Origin of the sequence: Pseudomonas sp. B23(2017) (assembly GCF_002113725.1) — a bacterium.
GTDB classification, from domain to species: Bacteria; Pseudomonadota; Gammaproteobacteria; order Pseudomonadales; family Pseudomonadaceae; genus Aquipseudomonas; species Aquipseudomonas putida_Z.
Window position 1 is genome coordinate 129,761 of sequence record NZ_NEJM01000011.1, and the last position, 22,440, is coordinate 152,200.

20 protein-coding genes are annotated in these 22,440 nt (G+C 65.2%); 12 read left to right on the plus strand and 8 right to left on the minus strand.

All coding sequences use genetic code 11. From position 1 onward, the window contains the following. Window positions 1-110: 110 nt before the first annotated feature. A complete protein-coding gene (locus tag CAG46_RS18240) occupies window positions 111-530 on the plus strand; it encodes a response regulator transcription factor (protein WP_085618233.1) in 420 nt (139 codons plus the stop codon). Between the two features lie 79 nt (window positions 531-609). Next, window positions 610-891 carry a DUF3509 domain-containing protein gene (locus CAG46_RS18245; RefSeq protein WP_025337919.1) on the plus strand — a complete coding sequence of 94 codons (282 nt, stop codon included), beginning with the start codon at window positions 610-612 and terminating at the stop codon, window positions 889-891. Window positions 892-1,177: 286 nt separating this feature from the next. Here the strand turns inward: CAG46_RS18245 and CAG46_RS18250 are convergent, their stop codons facing one another. Continuing rightward, window positions 1,178-2,053, minus strand: coding sequence for a TIGR02285 family protein (locus tag CAG46_RS18250; RefSeq protein ID WP_085618235.1), 876 nt, complete (start codon window positions 2,051-2,053; stop codon window positions 1,178-1,180). Window positions 2,054-2,073: 20 nt separating this feature from the next. Next, on the minus strand, window positions 2,074-3,273 hold the full coding sequence (locus CAG46_RS18255; RefSeq protein WP_085618237.1) for a CaiB/BaiF CoA-transferase family protein: 1,200 nt from the start codon (window positions 3,271-3,273) through the stop codon (window positions 2,074-2,076). 133 nt (window positions 3,274-3,406) lie between these two features. Between CAG46_RS18255 and CAG46_RS18260 the strand changes: the two genes are divergently transcribed. Further along, window positions 3,407-3,949, plus strand: a complete 543-nt coding sequence (locus tag CAG46_RS18260) for a YaeQ family protein (protein WP_013971198.1) — start codon at window positions 3,407-3,409, stop codon at window positions 3,947-3,949. Between the two features lie 8 nt (window positions 3,950-3,957). After that, a complete protein-coding gene (gene recJ / locus CAG46_RS18265; protein WP_085618239.1) occupies window positions 3,958-5,667 on the plus strand; it encodes a single-stranded-DNA-specific exonuclease RecJ in 1,710 nt (569 codons plus the stop codon). 419 nt (window positions 5,668-6,086) lie between these two features. Here recJ and CAG46_RS18275 read toward each other — a convergent pair whose 3' ends face one another. Beyond that, window positions 6,087-6,350 (minus strand): DUF3077 domain-containing protein, encoded by a 264-nt coding sequence (locus CAG46_RS18275; protein WP_085618241.1) that lies wholly within the window; start codon window positions 6,348-6,350, stop codon window positions 6,087-6,089. 557 nt (window positions 6,351-6,907) lie between these two features. Here CAG46_RS18275 and CAG46_RS18280 point away from each other — a divergent pair. Next, a complete protein-coding gene (locus CAG46_RS18280) occupies window positions 6,908-8,014 on the plus strand; it encodes an NADH:flavin oxidoreductase/NADH oxidase (RefSeq protein ID WP_075043949.1) in 1,107 nt (368 codons plus the stop codon). Between the two features lie 364 nt (window positions 8,015-8,378). On the opposite strand, the gene CAG46_RS18290 is transcribed toward CAG46_RS18280, so the two are convergent. The 5 genes from CAG46_RS18290 to ydcS all read right to left on the minus strand — a co-directional run bounded on the left by CAG46_RS18290 (window position 8,379) and on the right by ydcS (window position 13,865). Next, on the minus strand, window positions 8,379-9,803 hold the full coding sequence (locus CAG46_RS18290) for a gamma-aminobutyraldehyde dehydrogenase (protein WP_085618243.1): 1,425 nt from the start codon (window positions 9,801-9,803) through the stop codon (window positions 8,379-8,381). Window positions 9,804-9,820: 17 nt separating this feature from the next. Then, the gene (locus CAG46_RS18295) at window positions 9,821-10,627 is read right to left on the minus strand and encodes an ABC transporter permease (RefSeq protein WP_025337926.1); all 807 of its coding nucleotides are present in this window, start codon (window positions 10,625-10,627) and stop codon (window positions 9,821-9,823) included. Continuing rightward, a complete protein-coding gene (locus CAG46_RS18300; RefSeq protein ID WP_085618245.1) occupies window positions 10,617-11,528 on the minus strand; it encodes an ABC transporter permease in 912 nt (303 codons plus the stop codon). The genes CAG46_RS18295 and CAG46_RS18300 overlap by 11 nt, the downstream gene beginning before the upstream one ends. Before the next feature lies 1 nt (window position 11,529). Further along, window positions 11,530-12,561, minus strand: coding sequence for an ABC transporter ATP-binding protein (locus CAG46_RS18305; protein WP_085618247.1), 1,032 nt, complete (start codon window positions 12,559-12,561; stop codon window positions 11,530-11,532). A 152-nt stretch (window positions 12,562-12,713) separates the two neighbouring features. Next, window positions 12,714-13,865: a putative ABC transporter substrate-binding protein YdcS gene (gene ydcS, locus CAG46_RS18310; RefSeq protein WP_075043954.1), complete on the minus strand. Its 1,152-nt coding sequence runs from the start codon at window positions 13,863-13,865 to the stop codon at window positions 12,714-12,716. 216 nt (window positions 13,866-14,081) lie between these two features. On the opposite strand from ydcS, the gene CAG46_RS18315 reads away from it, so the two are divergent. The 7 genes from CAG46_RS18315 (at window position 14,082) to wspF (ending at window position 22,405) form a co-directional block, all read left to right on the plus strand. Further along, on the plus strand, window positions 14,082-14,774 hold the full coding sequence (locus CAG46_RS18315; protein ID WP_085618249.1) for a tellurite resistance TerB family protein: 693 nt from the start codon (window positions 14,082-14,084) through the stop codon (window positions 14,772-14,774). Window positions 14,775-15,030: 256 nt separating this feature from the next. Beyond that, window positions 15,031-16,653, plus strand: a complete 1,623-nt coding sequence (locus CAG46_RS18320) for a methyl-accepting chemotaxis protein (protein WP_085587625.1) — start codon at window positions 15,031-15,033, stop codon at window positions 16,651-16,653. 5 nt (window positions 16,654-16,658) lie between these two features. Next, window positions 16,659-17,165, plus strand: a complete 507-nt coding sequence (locus tag CAG46_RS18325; protein ID WP_085618251.1) for a chemotaxis protein CheW — start codon at window positions 16,659-16,661, stop codon at window positions 17,163-17,165. Next, a complete protein-coding gene (locus tag CAG46_RS18330; RefSeq protein WP_085618253.1) occupies window positions 17,162-18,436 on the plus strand; it encodes a protein-glutamate O-methyltransferase CheR in 1,275 nt (424 codons plus the stop codon). Before CAG46_RS18325 ends, CAG46_RS18330 begins: the two co-directional genes overlap by 4 nt. Next, window positions 18,433-19,095: a chemotaxis protein CheW gene (locus CAG46_RS18335; RefSeq protein ID WP_085618255.1), complete on the plus strand. Its 663-nt coding sequence runs from the start codon at window positions 18,433-18,435 to the stop codon at window positions 19,093-19,095. The genes CAG46_RS18330 and CAG46_RS18335 overlap by 4 nt, the downstream gene beginning before the upstream one ends. Continuing rightward, window positions 19,092-21,395, plus strand: coding sequence for a hybrid sensor histidine kinase/response regulator (locus tag CAG46_RS18340; protein ID WP_085618257.1), 2,304 nt, complete (start codon window positions 19,092-19,094; stop codon window positions 21,393-21,395). The genes CAG46_RS18335 and CAG46_RS18340 overlap by 4 nt, the downstream gene beginning before the upstream one ends. Next, on the plus strand, window positions 21,392-22,405 hold the full coding sequence (gene wspF, locus CAG46_RS18345; RefSeq protein WP_025337935.1) for a Wsp signal transduction system protein-glutamate methylesterase WspF: 1,014 nt from the start codon (window positions 21,392-21,394) through the stop codon (window positions 22,403-22,405). Before CAG46_RS18340 ends, wspF begins: the two co-directional genes overlap by 4 nt. The last annotated feature ends 35 nt before the right edge of the window (window positions 22,406-22,440 follow it).

Genomic DNA, 22,440 nt, shown 5'->3' on the forward strand with positions numbered 1-22,440 from the left:
CAAAGCGGCCCCAAAATCTAAGCCTTTTCCCACATCTCCATCAGAAACATCCTATTCGGCCCGCCCAGCGCAAAGCCTAAATTAGCCGGTCCTCCCATAAGGAGCGGCTCATGCACCAGCCCTACGTGTTGATCCATCAGGCTCGCCCATCCCATCAGATCCTCCTGCACCAGGCCCTCAATGCCCAAGGCATGTTCCATGTGCGCATCAGCGAAACCAGCGCAGACCTCGACGCCTGCCTGAACGCCGATCACCGCCCCGATCTGTTGATCCTTGACCACGCCATGCCTACCCGGGCCGGCCTTGCCTTGCTCGAACAGCAGCACCGAACCCTCGCTTTGCTGTTCGTCGGCCAGGCTATCCCCAAGCGCCGCAACCTTGCCCAAGAGGCCAGAAACCGGGGCCTGTGGGTGCTCGCCGAACTGCCCTGGCCGCTGTCGATGCCAAGCCTGCAGCGTGCCCTGCAAGCACTGCAGGTGCGCCCATGGCGGCGTATTCAAACTGTCACGTCCGCCCCGCATGCTCACTGAAGCAGCCGCGGTGTAACGAACTTTCCGCTGCGTCTGTTGGTCAGTTCCTCTATACCCCACCACGCAGCGAGTGATCCGGATGGAAAGAATCTGCAGACTGCTCAACGAAGCCCTGACCCCCTATCAGACCCACCTCGGCGTCGCCGATGCCCAGGGTAATCGCCAATTGACCATTCACGACCGCCTCGCCGGCATCACCCTGCGGCGCACGGTCAGCGAGCGCCAGTTGCAGGAACAAAGCCTGTTGATCGACCTGGTGGATGGCCTGCACCGCGACCTGCAGATCGCCGAAGGGCGTTTGCAGCCCTGTGTGATCGCGGCATTGCAGCAGCGCCAGCAACCCCATGGAACCTTTGCCTGAGTGGCATATCAGACACTGTAAGGGCAGCCGGGCCAGTGCTTTGCTCCGGCGCTGGCAAGGCTGTCACGGGAAGCCCCCAAGGGCTTTCGCTTGGCCCCGGGCGTGTTTCCCCAGCGCCCGGGGTTTCTTTTTTTGGGGGGACAGGCACATATCCTTGTAGGAGCGGCCTTGTGTCGCGACGGGCCGCAAAGCGGCCCCGGCAATCTTCGCGGCGAAGCTGAAAATGTGGAGCCGCTACGCGCCCCATCGCGACACAAGGCCACTCCTACAGGGGCCGATCGGGCAGCTAGTGGTCTTCGAAGAAGCGCTTGCTCTCTTCCAGGTAGTCTTCCTGCAACGCCGGGTCCAGCCAGCGTGCATACAACCCCGGCAACACATCCCGGCGCAAGGCAGGCAGCAGTTGGTCGATGTGCGCAATCGCTTCACGCCCCAGCTCGCTGTTCGAACAACCTACATGCAGAAACTGGTAGCGGTTCACCCCTTGCACAGGATGAAACCGGTAGTCAGCCAGTGCCCCGCCTTGCTGCTCCACCAGGTAGCGCACTTCGGGCCAGTAGCCGAGCACCATGCGCAGGCGCCCCAGCTGTTGCATCTGTAGCAGGTTGGCGGTGGCGTCGTTGCCGTAGTGGCGGCTGAACGCGCTGTCGGGCAACTGGCGCAGGATGGCGTCGATCTGCGTGCCATAGCTGCGCTCGGCGACAACCCCCAGCTTCAGCGGGGCCTTGCTCAGCAGGCCATGCAGGTCTACCTCCTGGCCGTCGAGGTAAGGCGCCACCAGCGCCTCGCTGTCCTTGCGCAGCACCAGGCCGCCACTGAGTACGCCTAGGGATGGCACGGAAAACCGCACATATTCGGCGCGCTCCGGCGTCCACAGCAGGGTAGGGTCGCAGGTGAAGCTATTCAGGTCCTGAAGCATCTGGATGCCGCGGGCGCGGTTGACCCGCACGATGCTGTGGTCGTACTCGGGCATCTGCCTGATCAGCAGGGGCAACAGCTGGTCGATCACCCCTTGGCCTTTCTCCGGCCCTTCCAGAATGGTGAACGGCGGCAGGTCGCGCACCAGCCAGAAGATGCGCTCCTTGGCACTGGCAGGCTGCAACAGCAATGCGGGCAGCAGCCCGCACAGCAGGGCCAGGTGGCGTAGGCAACGGGCAGCGCGCATGGACCAGGGCCGCGCCAGGGTCAGACCGTGCCTGCTGCGCGCAGGCTGGCGATGGCCGCCGCGTCGTAGCCCAGGTTGCCGAGCAGCGCTTCGGTGTGTTCGCCCAGCGCTGGTCCTACCCACTCGGTGGAGCCGGGGGTGTCCGACAGCTTGGGCACGATGCCCGGCATGCGGAATGGCTTGCCGTCCGGCAGCTTGGCCTGCAGGAACATTTCGCGTGCCAGGTACTGCGGGTCGTTGAACATGTCCTCGGCCGAATAGATGCGGCTGGCCGGCACTTCGGCGGTGTTCAGCACCTGTATCAGTTGCTCCAGCGGCAGGCTGTTGGCCCAGCGGTCGATTACCCCGTACAGCTCGTCACGGCGCAGGTCGCGGCCATCGTTGGTGGCCAGGGTCGGGTCGTCGGCCAGGTCGGTGCGGCCAATGGCCTGCATGAAGCGCTTGAAGATCGCATCGCCGTTGGCGCCGATCTGCACATGCTTGCCGTCGGCGCTGGTGTGGATGGAGGAGGGCGTGATGCCGGGCATGATGTTGCCGGTGCGTTCGCGGATAAAGCCGAACACATCGAATTCCGGGACCATGCTTTCCATCATGGCGAAGATCGCTTCGTACAGGGCCACGTCCACCACCTGGCCCTGGCCGCCGTTGACTTCACGGTGTCGCAGCGCCATCAGTGCGCCGATCACCCCCCACAGGGCAGCAATCGAGTCACCGATGGAAATGCCCGTGCGCACCGGTGGGCGGTCGTCGAAGCCGGTGATGTAGCGCAGGCCGCCCATCGACTCGCCCACGGCGCCGAAGCCCGGCTGGTCCTTCATCGGCCCGGTCTGGCCGAAGCCCGACAGGCGCACCATTACCAGGCGCGGGTTGAGCGCGTGCAGCACGTCCCAGCCCAGGCCGAGTTTTTCCAGCACACCCGGGCGGAAGTTCTCGATCAGGATGTCGGCCTCGGCCAGCAGGCGCTTGAGAATCTCGCGGCCCTCTGGGTGCTTGAGGTTGAGGGTGAGCGACTGCTTGTTGCGAGCCTGCACGAACCACCACAGCGAGGTGCCCTCGTACAGCTTGCGCCATTTGCGCAACGGGTCGCCGCCATCGGGCGATTCGACCTTGACCACCTCGGCGCCGAATTCGGCACAGATGCGCGAGGCGAACGGGCCAGCGATAAGGGTGCCGAGTTCGACAACTTTGAGACCGGCGAGGGGTTTGCTGGGCGTAGTCATGGGGCATCCGTGGCAGCTGGGCAGATGCGTGGTTTTATCATAGGTCCGAAGCGGCAGATACTGCTGCGGGGCAACGAAGGGCAGTATCGGTTAGACTGTGTCACTTTTTCTCTGCGCAAGAAGCCCGTCGACCATGGCCCAGCCGTCCACCACCTACAAATTCGAACTGAACCTGACCGACCTCGACCGCGGCGTGTACGAAAACGTCCGTCAGACCATCGCCCGTCACCCTTCGGAAACCGAAGAGCGCATGGCCGTGCGCCTGCTGGCCTACGCCCTGTGGTACAACGAGAACCTGTCGTTCGGCCGTGGCCTGTCCGATGTGGACGAGGCGGCGCTGTGGGAAAAGAGCCTGGACGATCGCATCCTGCACTGGATCGAAGTGGGCCAGCCGGACGCCGACCGACTGACCTGGTGCTCGCGCCGCACCGAGCGCACCAGCCTGCTGGCCTACGGCAGCCTGCGCGTATGGCAGAACAAGGTGGTAGATGCGGTCAAGGGCCTGAAGAACCTGAGCATTGCCGCCGTGCCGCAGGAGGTGCTGGAAACCCTCGCCACCGACATGCCACGCACCATCAAGTGGGACGTGATGATCAGTGAAGGCACCTTGTTCGTCACCGACGACCGTGGCCAGCACGAAGTGCAGCTGGAGTGGCTGCTTGGTGAGCGCGGCTGAAGCACCCCATGCGTATCGAACCTCGCCCGCTGCCGCCGACCCTGCCATTCCTGGGTAACCTGCCACCCTTGCTGACCCGCCTGTACGCCGCGCGCGGCGTGCAGAGCGAGGCCGAGCTGGACAAAAGCCTCGCGCGCCTGCTGCCGTACCAGCAGCTCAAGGGCATCGAGGCCGGCGTGGATCTGCTGGTCGAGGCTATCGACCAGCGCCAGCGCATCCTCATCGTCGGCGACTTCGATGCCGACGGCGCCACTGCCAGTACTGTCGGCGTGCTGGGCCTGCGCCTGCTGGGCGCGGCCCACGTCGACTACCTTGTGCCCAACCGCTTCGAATACGGTTACGGCCTGACCCCGGAAATCGTCGAGGTGGCGCTGCAACGCCAGCCGCAGCTGCTGATCACCGTGGACAACGGCATTTCCAGCGTCGACGGTGTGGCAGCCGCCAAGGCCGCCGGGCTCAAGGTGCTGGTCACCGACCACCACCTGCCTGGCGCGGAGTTGCCCGACGCCAACGCCATCATCAACCCCAACCAGCCGGGCTGCAGTTTCCCGAGCAAGGCGCTGGCCGGGGTAGGGGTGATCTTCTACGTGCTGATGGCCCTGCGTGCGCGCCTGCGCAGCCTGGGGCGCTACGAAACGCAGCCGCAGCCGAACATCGGCGAATTGCTCGATCTGGTTGCCCTGGGCAGCGTCGCCGACGTGGTGCCATTGGATGCCAACAACCGCATCCTGGTGCACCAGGGCCTCGAGCGCATTCGCGCCGGCCGCGCCCGGCCGGGGCTCAAGGCCATTCTTGAAGTGGCCCGTCGCGATCACCGGCGCATCACCTCGACCGACCTTGGCTTCATCCTGGGCCCGCGGCTGAACGCTGCCGGGCGCCTGGACGACATGAGCCTGGGCATCGAATGCCTGCTGTGTGAAGACGCGGCCCTGGCCCAGGACATGGCCCAGCAGCTGGATGACCTGAACCAGGACCGCAAGTCCATCGAACAGGGCATGCAGCGCGAGGCCCTGGCCCAGCTCAAGGACCTGCCTGTCGAGTCGATGCCATATGGCCTGTGCCTGTTCGATGCCGACTGGCACCAGGGGGTTATCGGTATTCTGGCTTCGCGCCTGAAGGAGCGTTACCACCGGCCGACCATCGCTTTCGCCGACGCTGGCGAGGGTATGCTCAAAGGGTCGGCGCGTTCGGTGCCGGGGTTCCATATTCGCGATGCGCTGGATGCCGTGGCGGCGCGCCACCCGCAGTTGATCAGCAAGTTCGGCGGCCACGCGATGGCGGCGGGGTTGTCGTTGCCCGAGGCCAATTTCCCGGCATTTGCCGAGGCGTTCGACGAAGAAGTGCGACGCCAGCTGCGCGAAGAGGACCTGACCGGTCGGTTGCTGTCCGACGGCAGCCTGGCGGTGGAGGAATTCCACCTCGACCTGGCCAAGGCCCTGCGCCATGCCGGGCCCTGGGGGCAGCACTTCCCCGAGCCGCTGTTCCATGGCGTGTTCCAGCTGGTGGAGCAGCGCGTGGTGGGCGAGCGGCACCTGAAGGTGGTGCTCAAGAGCGAGTGCGGCTCGGTGCGGCTGGACGGCATTGCCTTTGGCATTGACCGCGAAGTGTGGCCGAACCCGACGGTGCGTTGGGTCGAGTTGGCGTACAAGCTGGATGTGAACGAGTTTCGTGGCAATGAAAGTGTGCAGTTGATGATTGCCCACATGGAGCCGCGCTGACGGTAGATACCGCCGCTGCTGACGGCCTGGCGCTGGCCCGTTGTGGGAGCGGGTTCACCCGCGAATACCGGCGAAGCCGGTGCCATCCACCGCGTCGTCTGCTTCGCGGGTAAACCCGCTCCCACAGGGCCTGCGGCGGGCTTGAGACTTGCGGTGTACCTGTGGGAGCTGGCTTGCCGGCGATCACCGGCGAAGCCGGTGCCATCCACTGAGTCGCCTGCTTCGCGGGCATGCCCGCTCCCACAGAGCCTGCACCGGGCTCAAGGCTTGCGCTGTACCTGTGGGAGCGGGTTCACCCGCGAACACCGGCGAAGCCGGTGCCATGCACCAAGTCGCATTCTTCGCGGGTAAACCCGCCCACAAGGCTCTGCGGCGGGCTGGCTAATGTGCTCCATGTGCGATCGATGATCACACCAAGCTCAGCGCGCCATACCTAACTCGGCATCATCCATCAGCGCCTTGGCCATCGCACTGAGATAGTGCGCAGCCCAGATCATCATGGGTTTCTCATCCATCAGCCCGACGATGGTCAGTTCCCGTACATAGCCCATCAATTCCGAAGCCTGATCACGGGCGTCTCGGCACGGAATGCCCGCTTCGATGCGAAATAATGGGTGGGTCTGTTTTTCACCCTGAAAGAAAGTGGTCTTGCCGACGGTGAACTGGGTGTCTTCTGTGTTCATTGATCCCTCTCCTGATCATTCTGAGCGTTTTGTCGAAGGAGAAGAAATGAGGGGGGATCAGGGACTGTCATTTTCATATCAATCACTCGTATGGTTGCTGATTGACCGCCTCTCCGATTCCACACGAAGGGTGGCAGTTGTACGCGGTGTGGAATCCAGGCTACGAGTAAACCCGGTAGGCTTTGCGGCCTTCCGCGCACAACTGCCATGACGACAGCTACTCGGTAATTGATCGGGATTCCACCCCCGGCCGCTGAATGCCAGCGACCAGCAAAGGCTAGAGAGTCAGGATTCCAGTAACAATCAGACGCGAGTCGACAGGACTTGTAGGTTATTTCTTCAACCTAGGCTTCACCATATCTGGGCCGTAAGGGATATCTGAAACTCTGATCAGACATGGGGCTGGTAACGCAGAGCCGTTCAACCTCTACCAAATCCCATGGAACCTCCCCCCCAACCATTCTGGTCTAGTCTGAAGTTATGACCGGACCTGGGCCAGGGACGTGCAATTGAGTGTCCGGGCCGGATCACCATTGGAGTCCTTGGGAGGTGCCCTCATGAGCCTGCTGCTCGAGCCTTACACCCTGCGTCAGCTGACCCTGCCCAACCGCATCGCCGTTTCGCCGATGTGCCAGTATTCCGCCGTCGATGGCCTGGCCAACGATTGGCACCTCGTCCATTTAGGCAGCCGCGCCGTGGGTGGCGCTGGCCTGGTAATCACTGAAGCCGTGGCGGTGACCGCCGATGGCCGCATCACCGCTGAAGACCTCGGCCTGTGGGACGACGCTCAGATCGCCCCGCTGCAACGCATCACCCGTTTCATCACCGCCCAGGGGGGCGTGCCCGGTATCCAGCTGGCTCACGCCGGGCGCAAGGCCAGCACCTATCGCCCGTGGCTGGGCAAGCAAGGCAGCGTCAAGCTCGAAGAGGGCGGCTGGCAGCCGGTAGGGCCGTCGAAAATCGCCTTCGACCCGCAGCACACCGCGCCGCGGGAATTGAACAAGGATGAGATCGATCAGGTGATCACCGCCTTCGTCGCCTCCACCGAGCGTGCCCTGAAGGCCGGTTTCAAAGTGGTCGAGATCCACGCCGCCCACGGCTACCTGTTGCACCAGTTCCTGTCGCCGCTGAGCAACCAGCGGCGCGACGAGTACGGCAGTTGCTTCGAAAACCGCATCCGCCTGACCCTGCAGGTGGTCGAGGCCGTGCGCAAAGTCTGGCCTGCCGAGTTACCGCTGTTCGTGCGGGTATCGGCGACCGACTGGGTCGAGGACGGCTGGAACCCGGATGAAACCGTCGAACTGGCCCGCCGCCTGCGTGGTTTGGGCGTCGACCTGATCGACGTGTCTTCCGGCGGCACCTCGGTCAACGCCGAAATCCCCACCGGCCCGGGCTACCAGACGCGCTTCGCCGAGCGTGTGCGCAAGGAATCGGAAATCGCCACCGGCACCGTGGGCATGATCACCGAACCGGCCCAGGCCGAGCACATTCTGCGCACCGGCCAGGCCGACATCATCTTCCTCGCCCGCGAACTGCTGCGCGACCCGTACTGGCCGCTGCACGCCGACGACGACCTGGGCGGCAACAAAGCTACCTGGCCTGCGCAATACCAGCGCGCCACCAGCCGGGCCAACCCGATTCACGAGTCGGACCTGCGGGATTGACCTGACCCAAGCATTACGCGGTCGTTGTAGGAGCGGCCTTGTGTCGCGAAAGGGCTGCGAAGCGGCCCCAGGTTTCCAGCTCTGCCGCTGATATTGCCGGGGCCGCTTTGCGGCCCTTTCGCGACACAAGGCCGCTCCTACACGGTATTGCACCGCCTTTGAATGCGATGCTGTATCTGTGGGAGCGGGCATGCCCGCGAAGAAGGCGACTCGGTGTATGGCACCGGCTTTGCCGGTGTTCGCGGGTGAACCCGCTCCCACAGAGGTCGCGCAAAATCAGGCGTTGATACTTACTCCTGTTCTATTGGCTACTTTGCAGGAAAGCTCCTGGACTGAGGTGCCGGTCTCAGCCCAGGCATTACCCTCAATGCTTGATCATCACATGCCGCACACAGGTGTAGTCCTCCAGCCCATACATCGACATGTCCTTGCCATACCCCGAATGCTTCTGCCCGCCATGGGGCATTTCGCTGACCAACATGAAGTGGGTGTTCACCCATGTGCAGCCATACTGCAGGCGCGCCGCCAGGCGGTGGGCGCGGCCGGTGTCGCGGGTCCATACAGATGAGGCCAGGCCGTAGTTGGAGTCGTTGGCCCATTCCAGTGCCTGCGCTTCGTCGTTGAAGCGGGTCACCGACACTACCGGGCCGAACACTTCGTTACGCACGATTTCGTCGTCCTGCAGGGCGTCGGCCAGCACGGTCGGTTCGAAGAAGAAACCGTCGCCATCAATCGCCTTGCCACCGGTAACCAGGCGAATGTGCGGCTGGGCGATGGCCCGTTGCACCAGCCCTGCGACCTTGTCGCGGTGCTGGGCACTGATCAGTGGCCCCAGTTCGGTGTCCTCGGCTTCCTGCAGGCCCGGCTTGAGGCTGGCCACTGCGGCCCCCAGGCGTTCGACGAAACGCTCGTAGATGCCATCCTGCACGTACAGCCGACAGGCGGCGGTGCAGTCCTGGCCGGCGTTGTAGAAGCCGAAGGTACGGATGCCGTCGATGGCGGCATCGATGTCGGCATCGTCGAACACCAGCACCGGGGCCTTGCCGCCCAGTTCCATGTGCATGCGTTTCACGCTGTCGGCAGTGGCGCTGATGATGTGAGCGCCGGTGGGGATCGAGCCGGTCAGCGACACCATGCGCACCTTGGGGTGGTTGACCAGCGGGTTGCCGACCGTCTGGCCACGGCCGAAGAGGATGTTCAGCACCCCCGGTGGCAGCAGGTTCTGGGCCAGTTCGCCGAGGCGCAGGGCGGTCAGCGGGGTCAGCTCGGAGGGCTTGATCACCACCGTGTTGCCGGCAGCCAGGGCCGGGGCGATCTTCCACGCCAGCATCATCAACGGGTAGTTCCACGGTGCGATCGAGGCCACCACGCCCAGCGGGTCGCGGCGGATCATCGAAGTATGCCCCGGCAGGTACTCGCCGGCTGCCGAGCCGCCCAGGCAGCGCGCCGCACCGGCGAAGTAGCGGAACACGTCGGCAATTGCCGGGATCTCGTCATTCAGCGCGGCGCTCAGCGGCTTGCCGCAGTTCTGCGATTCCAGTCGAGCCAGTTCATCGCCATGGGCTTCGATAGCGTCGGCCAGCGCCAGCAAGGCTTGCGAGCGTTCCTTGGGGCTGTTTTGCGACCAGCTGTCGAAGGCCTGGTCGGCGGCGCGCACGGCGCTGTCCACCTGGGCCTCGCTGGCTTCGTTGATCTGCGCCAGGGCACTGCCCAGCGCCGGGTTGAGCACGGTCCAGGCCGGGCCTTCGCCAGCGACCAGCTGGCCATTGATCAGCATCTGCGTTTGCATCGGGGACTCCTCCAGGGTCATTTGCCACTGCCCGCGACGCTTTCACCGCCACGGGTCAGGTAATAGGCGCCAAGGATCGGCAGCATGGTTACCAGCATCACCAGCATGGCGACCACGTTGGTCACCGGCACGTCGCGCGGGCGGCTGAGCTGGTTTAGCAGCCAGATCGGCAGGGTGCGTTCGTGGCCGGCAGTGAAGGTGGTAACGATGATTTCGTCGAACGACAGGGCAAAGGCCAGCATGCCACCGGCCAGCAGCGCCGAGCCGAGGTTGGGCAGGATGATGTAGCGGAAGGTCTGCCAGCCGTCGGCGCCCAGGTCCATCGAGGCTTCGATCAGGCTCTGCGAAGTACGCCGAAGGCGAGCGATCACGTTGTTGTAGACGATCACCACGCAGAACGTGGCATGGCCGACCACGATGGTGAACACCCCGGGCTCGATCCCCAAGGTCTTGAACGCCGAGAGCAGGGCGATACCGGTGATGATGCCGGGCAGGGCGATGGGCAGGATCAGCATCAGCGAAATGCTCTCCTTGCCGAAAAAGCTGCGCCGGTACAGCGCCGCCGAGGCCAGCGTGCCGAGCACCAGGGCGATCAGCGTGGCCAGGCACGCCACCTGCAATGACAGCTTGATCGCTTCCAGCACATCGGGCCTGGCGAAGGCCACGGCGAACCACTTCAGGGTAAAGCCCTTGGGCGGGAAGCTGAATGCGGCGTCTTCGGTGTTGAAGGCGTACAGGAAGATGATCAGGATCGGGAAGTGCAGGAACAGCAACCCGCCCCAGGCCGCCAGGCGCAGCCCGGTCGAGGCTTTTTCAGAGTGCATCGAAGGCCCCCAGTCGCTTGACGATGGACAGGTACACCGCGATCAGCACGATCGGCACCAGGGTGAACGCGGCGGCCATCGGCATGTTGCCGATCGCCCCTTGCTGGGCATAGACCATGCTGCCGATGAAGTAGCCGGGCGGGCCGATCAGCTGCGGCACGATGAAGTCGCCCAGGGTCAGCGAGAAGGTGAAGATCGAGCCGGCGGCAATGCCCGGGATCGACAGCGGCAGTATCACCTGCACGAAGGTTTGCCCGGGCCGGGCGCCGAGGTCTGCCGAGGCTTGCAGCAGCGATGGCGGCAAGCGTTCCAGCGAGGCCTGGATCGGCAGGATCATGAACGGCAGCCAGATGTACACGAACACCATGAAGCGCCCCAGGTGCGAAGTCGACAGCGTGCTGCCGCCCACGCCCGGTACCGCCAGCACCGTTTGCAGCAGGGCATCCAGGTGCAGTTGCTGGACGAACCATTGGGCCACGCCGCCCTTGGCCAGCAGCAGGGTCCAGGCGTAGGTCTTGACGATGTAGCTGGCCCACATCGGCATCATCACCGCGATATAGAAAAACGCCTTGGTCTTGCCGCTGATATAGCGCGCCATGTAGTACGCGATGGGGAAGGCCAGCACCGCGCTGGCCAGCGACACCGCCAGCGCCATGCCCAAGGTGCGCAGGATGATGTCGAAGTTCGACGGGTTGAACAGCGCGGCGAAATTGCCCAGGGTCAGGTCCGGCGTCACCGCCATGGTGAAATCGTCGAAGGTATAGAAGCCCTGCCACAGCAGGTTCAGCAGCGAACCCAGGTAGATCGCGCCGAACCAGGTCAGCGGTGGGACCAGCAGCAGGGCCAGGTACAGGTTGGGGCGCCGGTACAGCAGGTTGGACAGGCCGCGCAGTGTGCTCATGTCAGCGGCCCTCGGTTTCCTGCAGCACCGTCATGGCTTCGCGGGGCCAGTGCGCCTGTACCCGTTGCCCGGGTTGCCAGGCCTGTGCCTGCGCCTGCCAGCGGTCATTGGCCTGGCTCACCGCCAGCAACTGGCCGCTGTCCAGTTGCAGCTCGTAGCGGGTGGCACTGCCCTGATACTGGATATCGCGCAGCTGGCCGCTGACCTGGACGTGCTGGCCGGCTGTGGCTGGGTCGCCGAGGCGGATGTGTTCGGGGCGGATGGAGAAGGGCGCCGGGCTGCCATTGAGGGCCATGGCCAGTTCGCCACGCACCACATTGGAGGTGCCGACGAATTCGGCGACGAAGGTGGTGGCCGGCTGCATGTACAGGTTGCGCGGGGTGTCGACCTGCTCGATACGGCCGCGGTTGAACACTGCGACGCGATCGGACATCGACAGCGCCTCGGTCTGGTCGTGGGTGACGAAGATGAAGGTGATGCCCAGCTGGCGCTGCAGCTTTTTCAGCTCGCCCTGCATCTGTTCGCGCAACTTCAGGTCCAGCGCGCCAAGCGGCTCGTCCAGCAGCAGTACCCGTGGCCGGTTGACCAGCGCGCGGGCCAGGGCCACGCGTTGGCGCTGGCCCCCGGACAACTGCGCCGGCTTGCGTGCGCCGTAGCCGGCCAGGGCCACCATCGCCAGGGCTTCTTCGGCGCGGCTGTGGCGTTCGGCCTTGGCCACGCCTTTTACCTTCAGGCCGTAGGCGATGTTGTCCAGTACGTTCATGTGCGGGAACAGGGCGTAGTCCTGGAATACGGTGTTGACGTCGCGCTGGTAGGGCGGTACGCCCGCAGCCTCGACACCGTGGATGCGGATCGAACCGCTGCTGGGTTGCTCGAAGCCGGCGATCAGGCGCAGGCAGGTGGTCTTGCCCGAGCCAGAGGGGCCGAGCATGGAGAAGAATTCGCCATCGATGATGTCGATGCTGACCTGGTCGACGGCCTTGACCTCGCCGAAGGTGCGCGAAACCTGGGTGAACTGGACGGCTAGGGGCATGCATAGGCTCCGGACAACTGGCTTACTCCTGTGCCGGCCTCTTCGCGGGTGAACCCGCTCCTACAGGTTCATCACCGCCTGTAAGGGTGGTGTGCTTTACCTGTGGGAGCGGGTTCACCCGCGAAGAGGCCGGCACAGGCATTCAGGCAACCTCAGCGCCCGCCCATGATCGCAATGTAATCCTGGGTCCAGCGGCTATACGGCACGAACTTGCCGCCCTGGGCCTGCGGGGTTTTCCAGAAGGCGATCTTGTCGAAGTTGTCGAAACCGTTGGTCTTGCAGCCCTCGGCCCCCAGCAGCTCGCTGCCGGTGCAGGCCGCCGGCACCGCCGGCAACGAACCGAACCAGGCCGCCACATCACCCTGTACTTTCGGCTGCAGCGACCAGTCCATCCATTTGTAGGCACAGTTGGGGTGCTTGGCCTCGCTGTGCAGCATGGTGGTGTCGGCCCAGCCGGTCGCGCCTTCCTTGGGAATGGTCGAGGCCACGGGCTGCTTCTCGGCCTTGAGGCCATTGACCATGTAGCCCCAGGAGCTGGAGGCAACCACGCCTTCGTTCTTCACGTCGCTCATCTGCACCGTGGCGTCATGCCAGTAGCGGTGGATAAGCGGTTGCTGCTGGCGCAGCAGCTCCAGCACGGCCTTGTACTGCGCTTCGCTCAGCTCGTACGGGTCCTGGATGCCCAGCTCCGGCTTGGCCGCCTTCAGGTACAACGCCGCATCGGCGATGTAGATCGGCCCATCGTAGGCCTGCACGCGGCCCTTGTTCGGCTTGCCGTCGGGAAGGTTCTGCGGCTCGAACAGCACGCCCCAGCTGGTGGGCGCCTGCTTGAATACGTCGGTGTTGTACAGCAGCACGTTCGGCCCCCATTGGTAAGGGGTGCCGTAGACCTGCTTGTCGACCACGTACCAGCCACCGTTCTGCAGCCGTGGGTCGATGTTCTTCCAGTTGGGGATCAAGGCGGTGTTGATCGGCTGTACCCGCTTGCCCGCGATCAGCCGCAGCGAGGCATCGCCCGAGGCGGTGACCAGGTCGTAGCCGCCCTTGGTCATCAGGCTGACCATCTCGTCCGAGGTGGCGGCGGTCTTGACGCTGACCTTGCAGCCGGTTTCCTTCTCGAAGCCGGTCACCCAGTCGTAGGCCTTGTCGCTTTCACCGCGCTCGATGTAGCCGGGCCAGGCGACGATGTCCAGGCGGCCCTCGCCGGGCCCCAGGGCCTTGGGCGGTTCGGCAGCCTGCAGGCTGGCGCTGGCCAGCACGGCGCAGGCGGTTGCGCCGAGCAATGCGGTCTTGTGCACTGACATGGTGTTCCCTCTTCTTGGAGATTTTGGTCGGGGCAGTCATCAAGCAAGCCGTGAAGCGATCGTCATGAACGTGGTGCGGTTAGCGCGGTATTGGCGATATCGAGTCTAGTTGGCTTTTTGCCAGCCAATGCAACATCCGGAAGCAAATCCCCCCATGGCGATCGGGCGGGCAGGGCTTAACCTGACGGCTCCCTTGGCCAACGTGGAGACCGTTTGATGAATACCCGGGGATTGCTCGACCAGTTGCTCAAGTCCGGCCAGGACTTGCTCGCCAGCCAGGCCGGCAAGGGCAGCGCTGGCAAGCCAGGCACCAGTGCCGGCGGCCTTGGCAACCTGCTTTCCGGTGCCGGTGGCGGCGCCCTGGCGGCGGGCGCCATGGGCTTGCTGCTGGGCAACAAGAAGGCCCGCAAATATGGCGGCAAGGCCCTCACCTATGGCGGCCTGGCCGCGCTCGGTGTGCTGGCCTACAAGGCCTACGGCAACTGGCAGGCGCGCCAGCAGGTGGCCGCCACCGAGCCACAGACCGTCGACCGCCTGCCGCCGGCCCAGGCCGAGCTGCACAGCCAGGCGGTACTGCGGGCGCTGGTGGCGGCGGCCAAGTCCGATGGCCATATCGACGAACGCGAGCGTGCGCTGATCGAGGGTGAATTCACCCGCCTGGACAACGACCGCGAGTTGCAGCACTGGCTGCATGCCGAGCTGAACAAGCCGCTGGACCCGGCCGAAGTGGCCCGTGCAGCGCAAACGCCGGAAATGGCCGCCGAGATGTACCTGGCCAGCGTGATGATGGTCGACCAGGAAAACTTCATGGAGCGCGCCTACCTGGACGAACTGGCCCGCCAGCTGCGCCTGGACCCGGCCTTGCGTCAGGAACTGGAAAGCCAGGCAAGGCTTGCCGCCGGCCAGTGATGGGGGCTGCGTTGCAACCCATCGCCGGCAAGCCGGCTCCCACAGGGATCGCACATGGCCTGAGGTCATGCGGTCGAGGTGGGAGCCTGGCTTGCCGGCGATGGGCCGCACAGCGGCCCCAATGGCGTTGGGCACAAATGACCGGTCTGTCGGCAAGGTTACCCGGTTACTCCACATTTCAGCCGCATGAGCACTGGGCGCCTGGGCTATACTTCGGCGATTTTTCCCGCTCGTTGTGAATTCCTGAGGGCTGAATGTGAAGAACTGGACCTTGCGCCAACGGATCCTGGCAAGTTTCGCCGTGATCATCGCCATCATGCTGCTGATGATCGTGGCCGCCTACTCGCGGTTGGTGACCATCGCATCCGCCGAGCAGGCAGTGGGGACCGACAGCATTCCCGGCCTCTACTACAGCTCGATGATCCGCAGTGCCTGGGTCGACAGTTACGTCACCAGCCAGCAGCTGGTGGGGCTGTCCAATCACCGCGAATTCACTTCGGCCGACGCAGAGCTGTTCAAGAGCTTCCAGGACCGCCTGAAAGAGCACATGGACAGCTACCAGGGCACCATTCAGGACGATGACGACCAGGCGCGCTTCGACACCTTCATCCAGATGAAAGATGCCTACCTCAAGATCGTCGACCAGGTGCTGGAAGCCTATCGACAGCGCAACTACGCGGAAGCCCAGCGGTTGATCACCGATGTGCTCACCCCGGCCTGGATCGAAGGCCGCAAGCACCTGAACGAAGTGATCGAGCACAACCGCGCCTCCGCCGACACCGACACCAACGAGATTGTCGGTGCCGTAAGCACGGCCAAGGGCAGCATGATAGTTTCGCTGCTGCTGGCGATCATCGCCGCCGGTATCTGCGGCCTGTTGCTGATGCGCGCCATCACCGCGCCCATGCAGCGCATTGTCCATGCCCTCGACAAACTGCGCTCGGGCGACCTGAGCATGCGCCTGAGCCTGGACCGCAAGGACGAATTCGGCGCCATCGAAAGCGGCTTCAACGAAATGGCCGAGGCCCTGGCCAACCTGGTGGCCCAGGCCCAGCGTTCGTCGGTGCAGGTGACCACCTCGGTGACCGAAATTGCCGCAACCTCCAAGCAACAGCAGGCCACCGCCACCGAAACGGCCGCCACCACCACCGAAATCGGCGCCACCTCGCGGGAAATCGCCGCCACTTCGCGTGACCTGGTGCGCACCATGACCGAGGTCACTTCGGCCGCCGACCAGGCCTCCAGCCTGGCCGGTTCCGGCCAGCAGGGCCTGGCACGCATGGAAGAAACCATGCACCAGGTGATGGGCGCCGCCGACCTGGTCAACGCCAAGCTGGGCATCCTCAACGAAAAGGCCAGCAACATCACCCAGATGGTGGTGACCATCGTCAAGGTCGCCGACCAGACCAACCTGCTGTCGCTCAACGCTGCCATCGAAGCGGAAAAGGCCGGCGAGTACGGCCGCGGCTTTGCCGTGGTAGCCACCGAAGTGCGCCGCCTGGCCGACCAGACCGCCGTGGCCACCTACGATATCGAGCAGATGGTGCGCGAGATCCAGTCGGCGGTGTCGGCCGGGGTCATGGGTATGGACAAGTTTTCCGAAGAAGTGCGCCGCGGCATGTTCGAGGTGCAGCAAGTGGGCGAACAGCTCAGCCAGATCATCCACCAGGTGCAGGCCCTGGCCCCACGCGTGCTGATGGTCAACGAAGGCATGCAGGCCCAGGCCACCGGTGCCGAGCAGATCAACCAGGCGCTGGCCCAGCTTAGCGATGCCAGCACCCAGACGGTCGAATCGCTGCGCCAGGCCAGTTTCGCCATCGATGAGCTGAGCCAGGTGGCCGCTGGCCTGCGTGGCGGCGTGTCGCGCTTCAAAGTCTGACTGCGATGAACGAATTGCAACCGCGCGCCGCGCGGGCGGTCAACGCCAAGGGGGCGTTGTACCTGCAGTTTCGCATCCGGGAGCAACGCTTTGCCCTGAGCGTGCACGAGGTGATCGAGGTGCTGCCGCGCCAGCCGCTCAAGCCGATCGCCAAGGCGCCTGCCTGGGTCGCAGGCATCCTTGCACACCGGGGCTTGCTGGTACCGGTGGTCGACCTGGCGGCATTGAGCTTCGGCCAGCCGGCGGCGCAGCGCACCAGTACCCGCCTGGTGCTGGTGCACTATCGAGGTGGCCTGCAGCTTGGCCTGATCCTGGAACAGGCCACCGAAACCCTGCGTTGCCACCCCGACGAGTTCCAGCCGTATGGCGTGGACAGCGGTGAAGCCCCGTACCTGGGGCCGGTGCGTCAGGACGAGCAGGGCTTGTTGCAGCGCATCGAAGTCAACGATCTGCTGCCCGATGCCGTGCACGAGTTGCTGTACGCGGATGACCCGACAGGGATGCCGACATGAACGAACAGCATTTTTTCCGCTTCCTGCGTGAACGCATCGGCCTGGACGTGGAGTCGGTGGGCGCGCCCATGGTCGAGCGTGCGCTGCGCCAGCGCTGCGTGGCCGTGAACGCTGCGGACCTGGATGATTACTGGCTGCACCTGCAGCAGTCGATGGATGAGCAACAGGCGCTGATCGAAGCGGTAATCGTCCCGGAAACCTGGTTCTTCCGTTACCCCGAATCCTTCACCGCCTTGGCCAGCCTGGCGCACAAGCGCCTGGCCGAGCTGGCCGGGGCGCGCCCGCTGCGTTTGCTCAGCCTGCCTTGCTCGACCGGCGAGGAACCCTATTCGTTGGCCATGGCCTTGCTCGATGCCGGTATCGCGCCGGGGGCGTTCATGATCGACGGCATGGACATCAGCCCCAGTTCCGTGGCCAAGGCCGAGCAGGCCGTGTACGGGCGCAATGCCTTCCGTGGCAGCGACCTGGGCTTTCGCGAGCGTTACTTCGATGCCCTCGAAGAAGGCCACCTCCTGCATGAGCGGGTGCGCGAGCAAGTCAGCCTGCAGGTGGGCAATGTGCTCGACCCGGCGCTGGCCAGCCGCGATGGCCTGTACGACTTCGTGTTCTGCCGCAACCTTCTGATCTATTTCGACGTGCCGACTCAACAACGGGTGTTCGAAGTGCTCAAGCGCTTGTTGCACCCACAGGGTGTGCTGTTCATCGGCCCGGCCGAAGGCAGCTTGCTGGCGCGATTGGGCATGCGCCCGCTGGGGATTGCCCAGTCGTTCGCCTACGTACGCCAGGAGGGTGGCGGCGCTGCGCTGGCTACGCCCCCGGTCCAGCCCTTGCGGCGCACATCGCCAGCACCGGCCAAGCCAGGCTATCCGTTACCGAGCGCAGCGTCGCCGCGCCCACTGCGGGTGCTGCCCGTGGCCGCCAAGCCAGCGCCGGTGCGCGAACACAAGCGTGAGGAGGCAAGCGAGTTGCTGGCCAGCATTGCCCGGCTTGCCAATGCCGGCGCCAGCGAGCAAGCCCGTGCCGAATGCCAGCGCTACCTGGGCCAGTTCGCGCCTTCGGCGCAGGTTTACTACTGGTTGGGGCTGCTCAGCGATACCGAAGGCGATGCGCAGCAGGCACTGACCCACTATCGCAAAGCCCTGTATCTGGAACCGCAGCACCCCGAGGCGCTGGTGCACCTGGCGGCCTTGCTGGCGGCCCAGGGTGACCTGGCCGGTGCCCGGCGCCTGCAGGAGCGCGCCGCACGGGTTGGCAGGGAGTCTGAACGATGAAGGAATCCGCGATGCAATTGCTCGCCGAGGATGACGCGCACATCGACGACTGCTGGAACCGCATTGGCGTGCACGGCGACAAGCAGTGCCCGCTGCTGGAACGTCACGTTCACTGCCGCAACTGCGAGGTATATGCCGCAGCGGCCACACGCCTGCTCGACCGCTACGCGCTGATGCAGGACCACCAGGCTGCCGCGGCGCCACCGGTCGAGGAGAACACCGGCCGCTCCATGCTGCTGTTCCGCCTGGGCGAAGAGTGGCTGGCGCTGGCCACCGCCTGCCTGGCCGAAATTGCCCCGCTGCAGGCGGTGCATTCGCTGCCGCACCAGCGCTCGCGGGTGTTGCAGGGGGTGGCCAACGTGCGCGGTGCGCTGGTGCCGTGCCTGTCACTGGCCGACCTGCTGGGTGTGCAGGCCAGCGCTGCCGAGCAACGTGGCGGCCGGGCGATGCCACGCATGCTGATCCTGGCTGCGGATGGCGGGCCGGTGGTGATGGCGGTCGAGGAAATCGACGGCATTCACCGGCTCGACCCGCTGCTGCTGGGCAGCGGCCAGGACGCCTCCCACTTCACCGCAGCGGTTCTGCAATGGCGTGGCCGCAGCGTGCGGGTGCTGGACGATCAACACTTACTGTCTGCCGTGCAGCGGAGCCTGTCATGACCCCAGAGCAAATGCGCGACGCATCGTTGCTCGAACTGTTCAGCCTGGAGGCCGAGGCGCAGACCCAGGTGCTCAGTGTCGGCCTGATGGCGCTGGAGCGTAATCCCACGCAGGCCGACCAGCTCGAGGCTTGCATGCGCGCGGCCCACTCGCTGAAGGGCGCGGCGCGGATTGTCGGGGTGGACGCTGGCGTCAGCGTCGCCCACGTCATGGAGGACTGCCTGGTGGCCGCCCAGGAGGGCCGCCTGCGGCTGAGCGCCGAGCATATCGATGCCCTGTTGCAAGGCACCGACCTGTTGATGCGCATCGCCACGCCTGGCGATGCCGGGGCGCAGGCGACCCTGCCGGTGTTCCTTGCGCAAATGGCCAACCTGCTCGACCCGGGGGCGGCAGCCGTCCCCCCCGCGCCACCAGCCGTGCCAGCGCTGCCGGAAGCGCCGGTGCAAACCGTGCAAGCCGAACCTTTGCCGCTGCCTGTCGAACCCTTGGAGCCTGAGCCCGAGCCCGAGCAGGCCCCACGTCGCAAGGCCGGCAAGCGCACCGGCGAAGGTACGGAGCGGGTGCTGCGGGTCACCGCCGACCGCCTCAACAGCCTGCTCGACCTGTCCAGCAAGTCGCTGGTGGAAACCCAGCGGCTCAAGCCTTACCTGGCCACTCTGCAGCGCCTCAAGCGCATGCACGGCCAGGGCATGCAGGCGCTTGATGGCCTGCGCATGCAACTGGAGGACAGTGGCCAGAGCAGCGAGGTGCTCGAAGCCCTGGCACAGACCCAGCGCCTGCTGGCGGAAACCCAGCAGATCCTGCAGCAGCAGGCTGCCGACCTGGACGAGTTCGGCTGGCAGGCCAGCCAGCGCGCACAATTGCTGTACGACACCGCGCTGGCCTGCCGGATGCGGCCGTTTGCCGATGTGCTGACCGGCCAGAGCCGCATGGTGCGCGACCTTGGCCGTTCGCTGGGCAAGCCGGTGCGGCTGCTGGTGGAAGGGGACAAGACCCAGGTCGACCGCGATGTGCTGGAAAAGCTCGAAGCACCGCTGACCCACCTGTTGCGCAATGCGGTCGACCACGGCATCGAGCTGCCCGAGCGGCGCCTGCTGGCGGGCAAGGCGGAGGAGGGGGTGATCCGCCTGCGGGCCTCGCACCAGGCCGGAATGCTCAGCCTGGAACTGATCGACGACGGTGCCGGCATCGACCTCGAGCGCCTGCGCAGCAGCATTGTCGGGCGTGCCCTGTCGCCCGCCGACACGGTGGCGCGGATGAGCGAGGCAGAGTTGCTGACGTTCCTGTTCTTGCCCGGTTTCAGCCTGCGCGACAAGGTCACCGAGGTGTCCGGGCGCGGCGTGGGCCTGGATGCGGTGCAGCACATGATCCGTGAACTGCGCGGTTCTATCGAGCTGACCCAGCTGGCCGGGCAGGGCTGCCGGTTCCACCTGCAGGTGCCACTGACCCTGTCGGTGGTGCGCAGCCTGGTGGTCGAGGTGGGCGGCGAGGCCTATGCCTTCCCGCTCGCTCATATCGAACGCACACTGGAAGTGAGCGCCGAAGAGATCGTGCAGATCGAGGGGCGTCAGCACTTCTGGCACGAAGGCCGGCACATCGGCCTGGTCGCGGCCAGCCAACTGCTCAACCGCCCGGCCGGGCAAACGCAGGAGAGCAGCCTGCGGGTAGTGGTGATCCGCGAGCGCGAGCAACTGTACGGCGTGGCCGTGGAGCGGCTGGTGGGCGAGCGGGTGCTGGTGGTGATGCCGCTCGACCCACGGCTGGGCAAGGTGCAGGACATTTCTTCCGGCGCCTTGCTCGACGATGGCTCGGTGGTGCTGATCGTCGATGTCGAGGACCTGCTGCGCTCGGTAGAGAAACTGCTCAGCACCGGCAGCCTGGAACGCATCGAACGCGGCAGCAGCGGCGCCCGTGGCGTGGCGCGCCAGCGCATCCTGGTGGTCGACGATTCGCTGACCGTGCGTGAACTGCAGCGCAAGCTGCTCGGCAACCGTGGCTATGACGTGGCCGTGGCGGTGGACGGCATGGACGGCTGGAACGCCTTGCGTGGCGAGGACTTCGACCTGCTGATCACCGACATCGACATGCCGCGCATGGACGGCATCGAGCTGGTCACCCTGGTGCGCCGCGACCAGCGCCTGCAATCGCTGCCGGTGATGGTGGTGTCCTACAAGGACCGTGAGGAAGACCGACGGCGTGGCCTGGATGCCGGCGCCGACTACTATTTGGCAAAGGCCAGTTTCCATGACGATGCGTTGCTGGATGCTGTGGTTGAGCTGATCGGAGGTGCTCAGGGATGAAGATCGCCATCGTCAACGACATGCCCATGGCCGTGGAGGCGCTGCGCCGGGCGGTCGCCCTGGAGCCGGCGCACGAGGTGGTATGGGTGGCCAGCAATGGCGCCGAGGCGGTGCAGCGCTGCACCGAGCAGCAGCCAGACCTGATCCTCATGGACCTGATCATGCCGGTCATGGATGGCGTCGAGGCCACCCGGCGGATCATGGCCGAAACCCCATGCGCCATCGTCATCGTCACAGTCGACCGCAAGCAGAACGTGCACCGGGTGTTCGAGGCCATGGGCTACGGCGCCCTCGACGTGGTAGATACGCCGGCGCTGGGCGCGGGCGATCCCCGTGAAGCGGCGGCGCCACTGCTGCGCAAAATCCTCAATATCGGCTGGCTGATCGGCCAGCAACGTTCGCCTGCCGCCCGCCCGGTGGCCACGCCGCTGCGCGAGGCTTCCCAGCGCCGCGGCCTGGTGGCGATCGGCTCGTCGGCAGGTGGCCCGGCGGCGCTGGAAGTGTTGCTGCAGGGCCTGCCGGCGGCGTTTCCGGCGGCCATCGTGCTGGTCCAGCATGTGGACCAGGTGTTTGCCGCGGGCATGGCCGAATGGCTCAGCAGCGCTGCCGGGCTGCCGGTGCGCCTGGCCCGTGAAGGCGAGCCGCCGCAGCCGGGGCAGGTGTTGCTGGCAGGCACCAATCACCACATCCGCCTGCTACAGAACGGCCAACTGGCCTACACTGCCGAACCTGTCAATGAAATTTACCGGCCCTCGATCGATGTGTTCTTCGAGAGTGTGGCGCGCTATTGGACCGGCGATGCGGTGGGCGTGTTGCTTACCGGCATGGGCCGCGATGGTGCCCAGGGCCTGAAGCTGATGCGCCAGCAGGGCTTCCTGACCATTGCCCAGGACCAGGCCAGCAGTGCGGTGTACGGGATGCCCAAGGCCGCTGCGGCCATCGATGCCGCAGTGGAAATCCGCCCGCTGGAACGCATAGCCGGGCGCTTGATGGAATTTTTCGCAAAATGACGAAGTGTATTGAATCACGCCGCCAGGCCGGCAGT

Bases quoted from the DNA above. Each gene is read 5' to 3' on its own strand.
- CAG46_RS18240 (WP_085618233.1), top strand. From the start codon at position 111: ATGCACCAGCCCTACGTGTTGATCCATCAGGCTCGCCCATCCCATCAG.
- CAG46_RS18245 (WP_025337919.1), top strand. From the start codon at position 610: ATGGAAAGAATCTGCAGACTGCTCAACGAAGCCCTGACCCCCTATCAG.
- CAG46_RS18250 (WP_085618235.1), bottom strand. From the start codon at position 2,053: ATGCGCGCTGCCCGTTGCCTACGCCACCTGGCCCTGCTGTGCGGGCTG.
- CAG46_RS18255 (WP_085618237.1), bottom strand. From the start codon at position 3,273: ATGACTACGCCCAGCAAACCCCTCGCCGGTCTCAAAGTTGTCGAACTC.
- CAG46_RS18260 (WP_013971198.1), top strand. From the start codon at position 3,407: ATGGCCCAGCCGTCCACCACCTACAAATTCGAACTGAACCTGACCGAC.
- recJ (WP_085618239.1), top strand. From the start codon at position 3,958: ATGCGTATCGAACCTCGCCCGCTGCCGCCGACCCTGCCATTCCTGGGT.
- CAG46_RS18275 (WP_085618241.1), bottom strand. From the start codon at position 6,350: ATGAACACAGAAGACACCCAGTTCACCGTCGGCAAGACCACTTTCTTT.
- CAG46_RS18280 (WP_075043949.1), top strand. From the start codon at position 6,908: ATGAGCCTGCTGCTCGAGCCTTACACCCTGCGTCAGCTGACCCTGCCC.
- CAG46_RS18290 (WP_085618243.1), bottom strand. From the start codon at position 9,803: ATGCAAACGCAGATGCTGATCAATGGCCAGCTGGTCGCTGGCGAAGGC.
- CAG46_RS18295 (WP_025337926.1), bottom strand. From the start codon at position 10,627: ATGCACTCTGAAAAAGCCTCGACCGGGCTGCGCCTGGCGGCCTGGGGC.
- CAG46_RS18300 (WP_085618245.1), bottom strand. From the start codon at position 11,528: ATGAGCACACTGCGCGGCCTGTCCAACCTGCTGTACCGGCGCCCCAAC.
- CAG46_RS18305 (WP_085618247.1), bottom strand. From the start codon at position 12,561: ATGCCCCTAGCCGTCCAGTTCACCCAGGTTTCGCGCACCTTCGGCGAG.
- ydcS (WP_075043954.1), bottom strand. From the start codon at position 13,865: ATGTCAGTGCACAAGACCGCATTGCTCGGCGCAACCGCCTGCGCCGTG.
- CAG46_RS18315 (WP_085618249.1), top strand. From the start codon at position 14,082: ATGAATACCCGGGGATTGCTCGACCAGTTGCTCAAGTCCGGCCAGGAC.
- CAG46_RS18325 (WP_085618251.1), top strand. From the start codon at position 16,659: ATGAACGAATTGCAACCGCGCGCCGCGCGGGCGGTCAACGCCAAGGGG.
- CAG46_RS18330 (WP_085618253.1), top strand. From the start codon at position 17,162: ATGAACGAACAGCATTTTTTCCGCTTCCTGCGTGAACGCATCGGCCTG.
- CAG46_RS18335 (WP_085618255.1), top strand. From the start codon at position 18,433: ATGAAGGAATCCGCGATGCAATTGCTCGCCGAGGATGACGCGCACATC.
- CAG46_RS18340 (WP_085618257.1), top strand. From the start codon at position 19,092: ATGACCCCAGAGCAAATGCGCGACGCATCGTTGCTCGAACTGTTCAGC.
- wspF (WP_025337935.1), top strand. From the start codon at position 21,392: ATGAAGATCGCCATCGTCAACGACATGCCCATGGCCGTGGAGGCGCTG.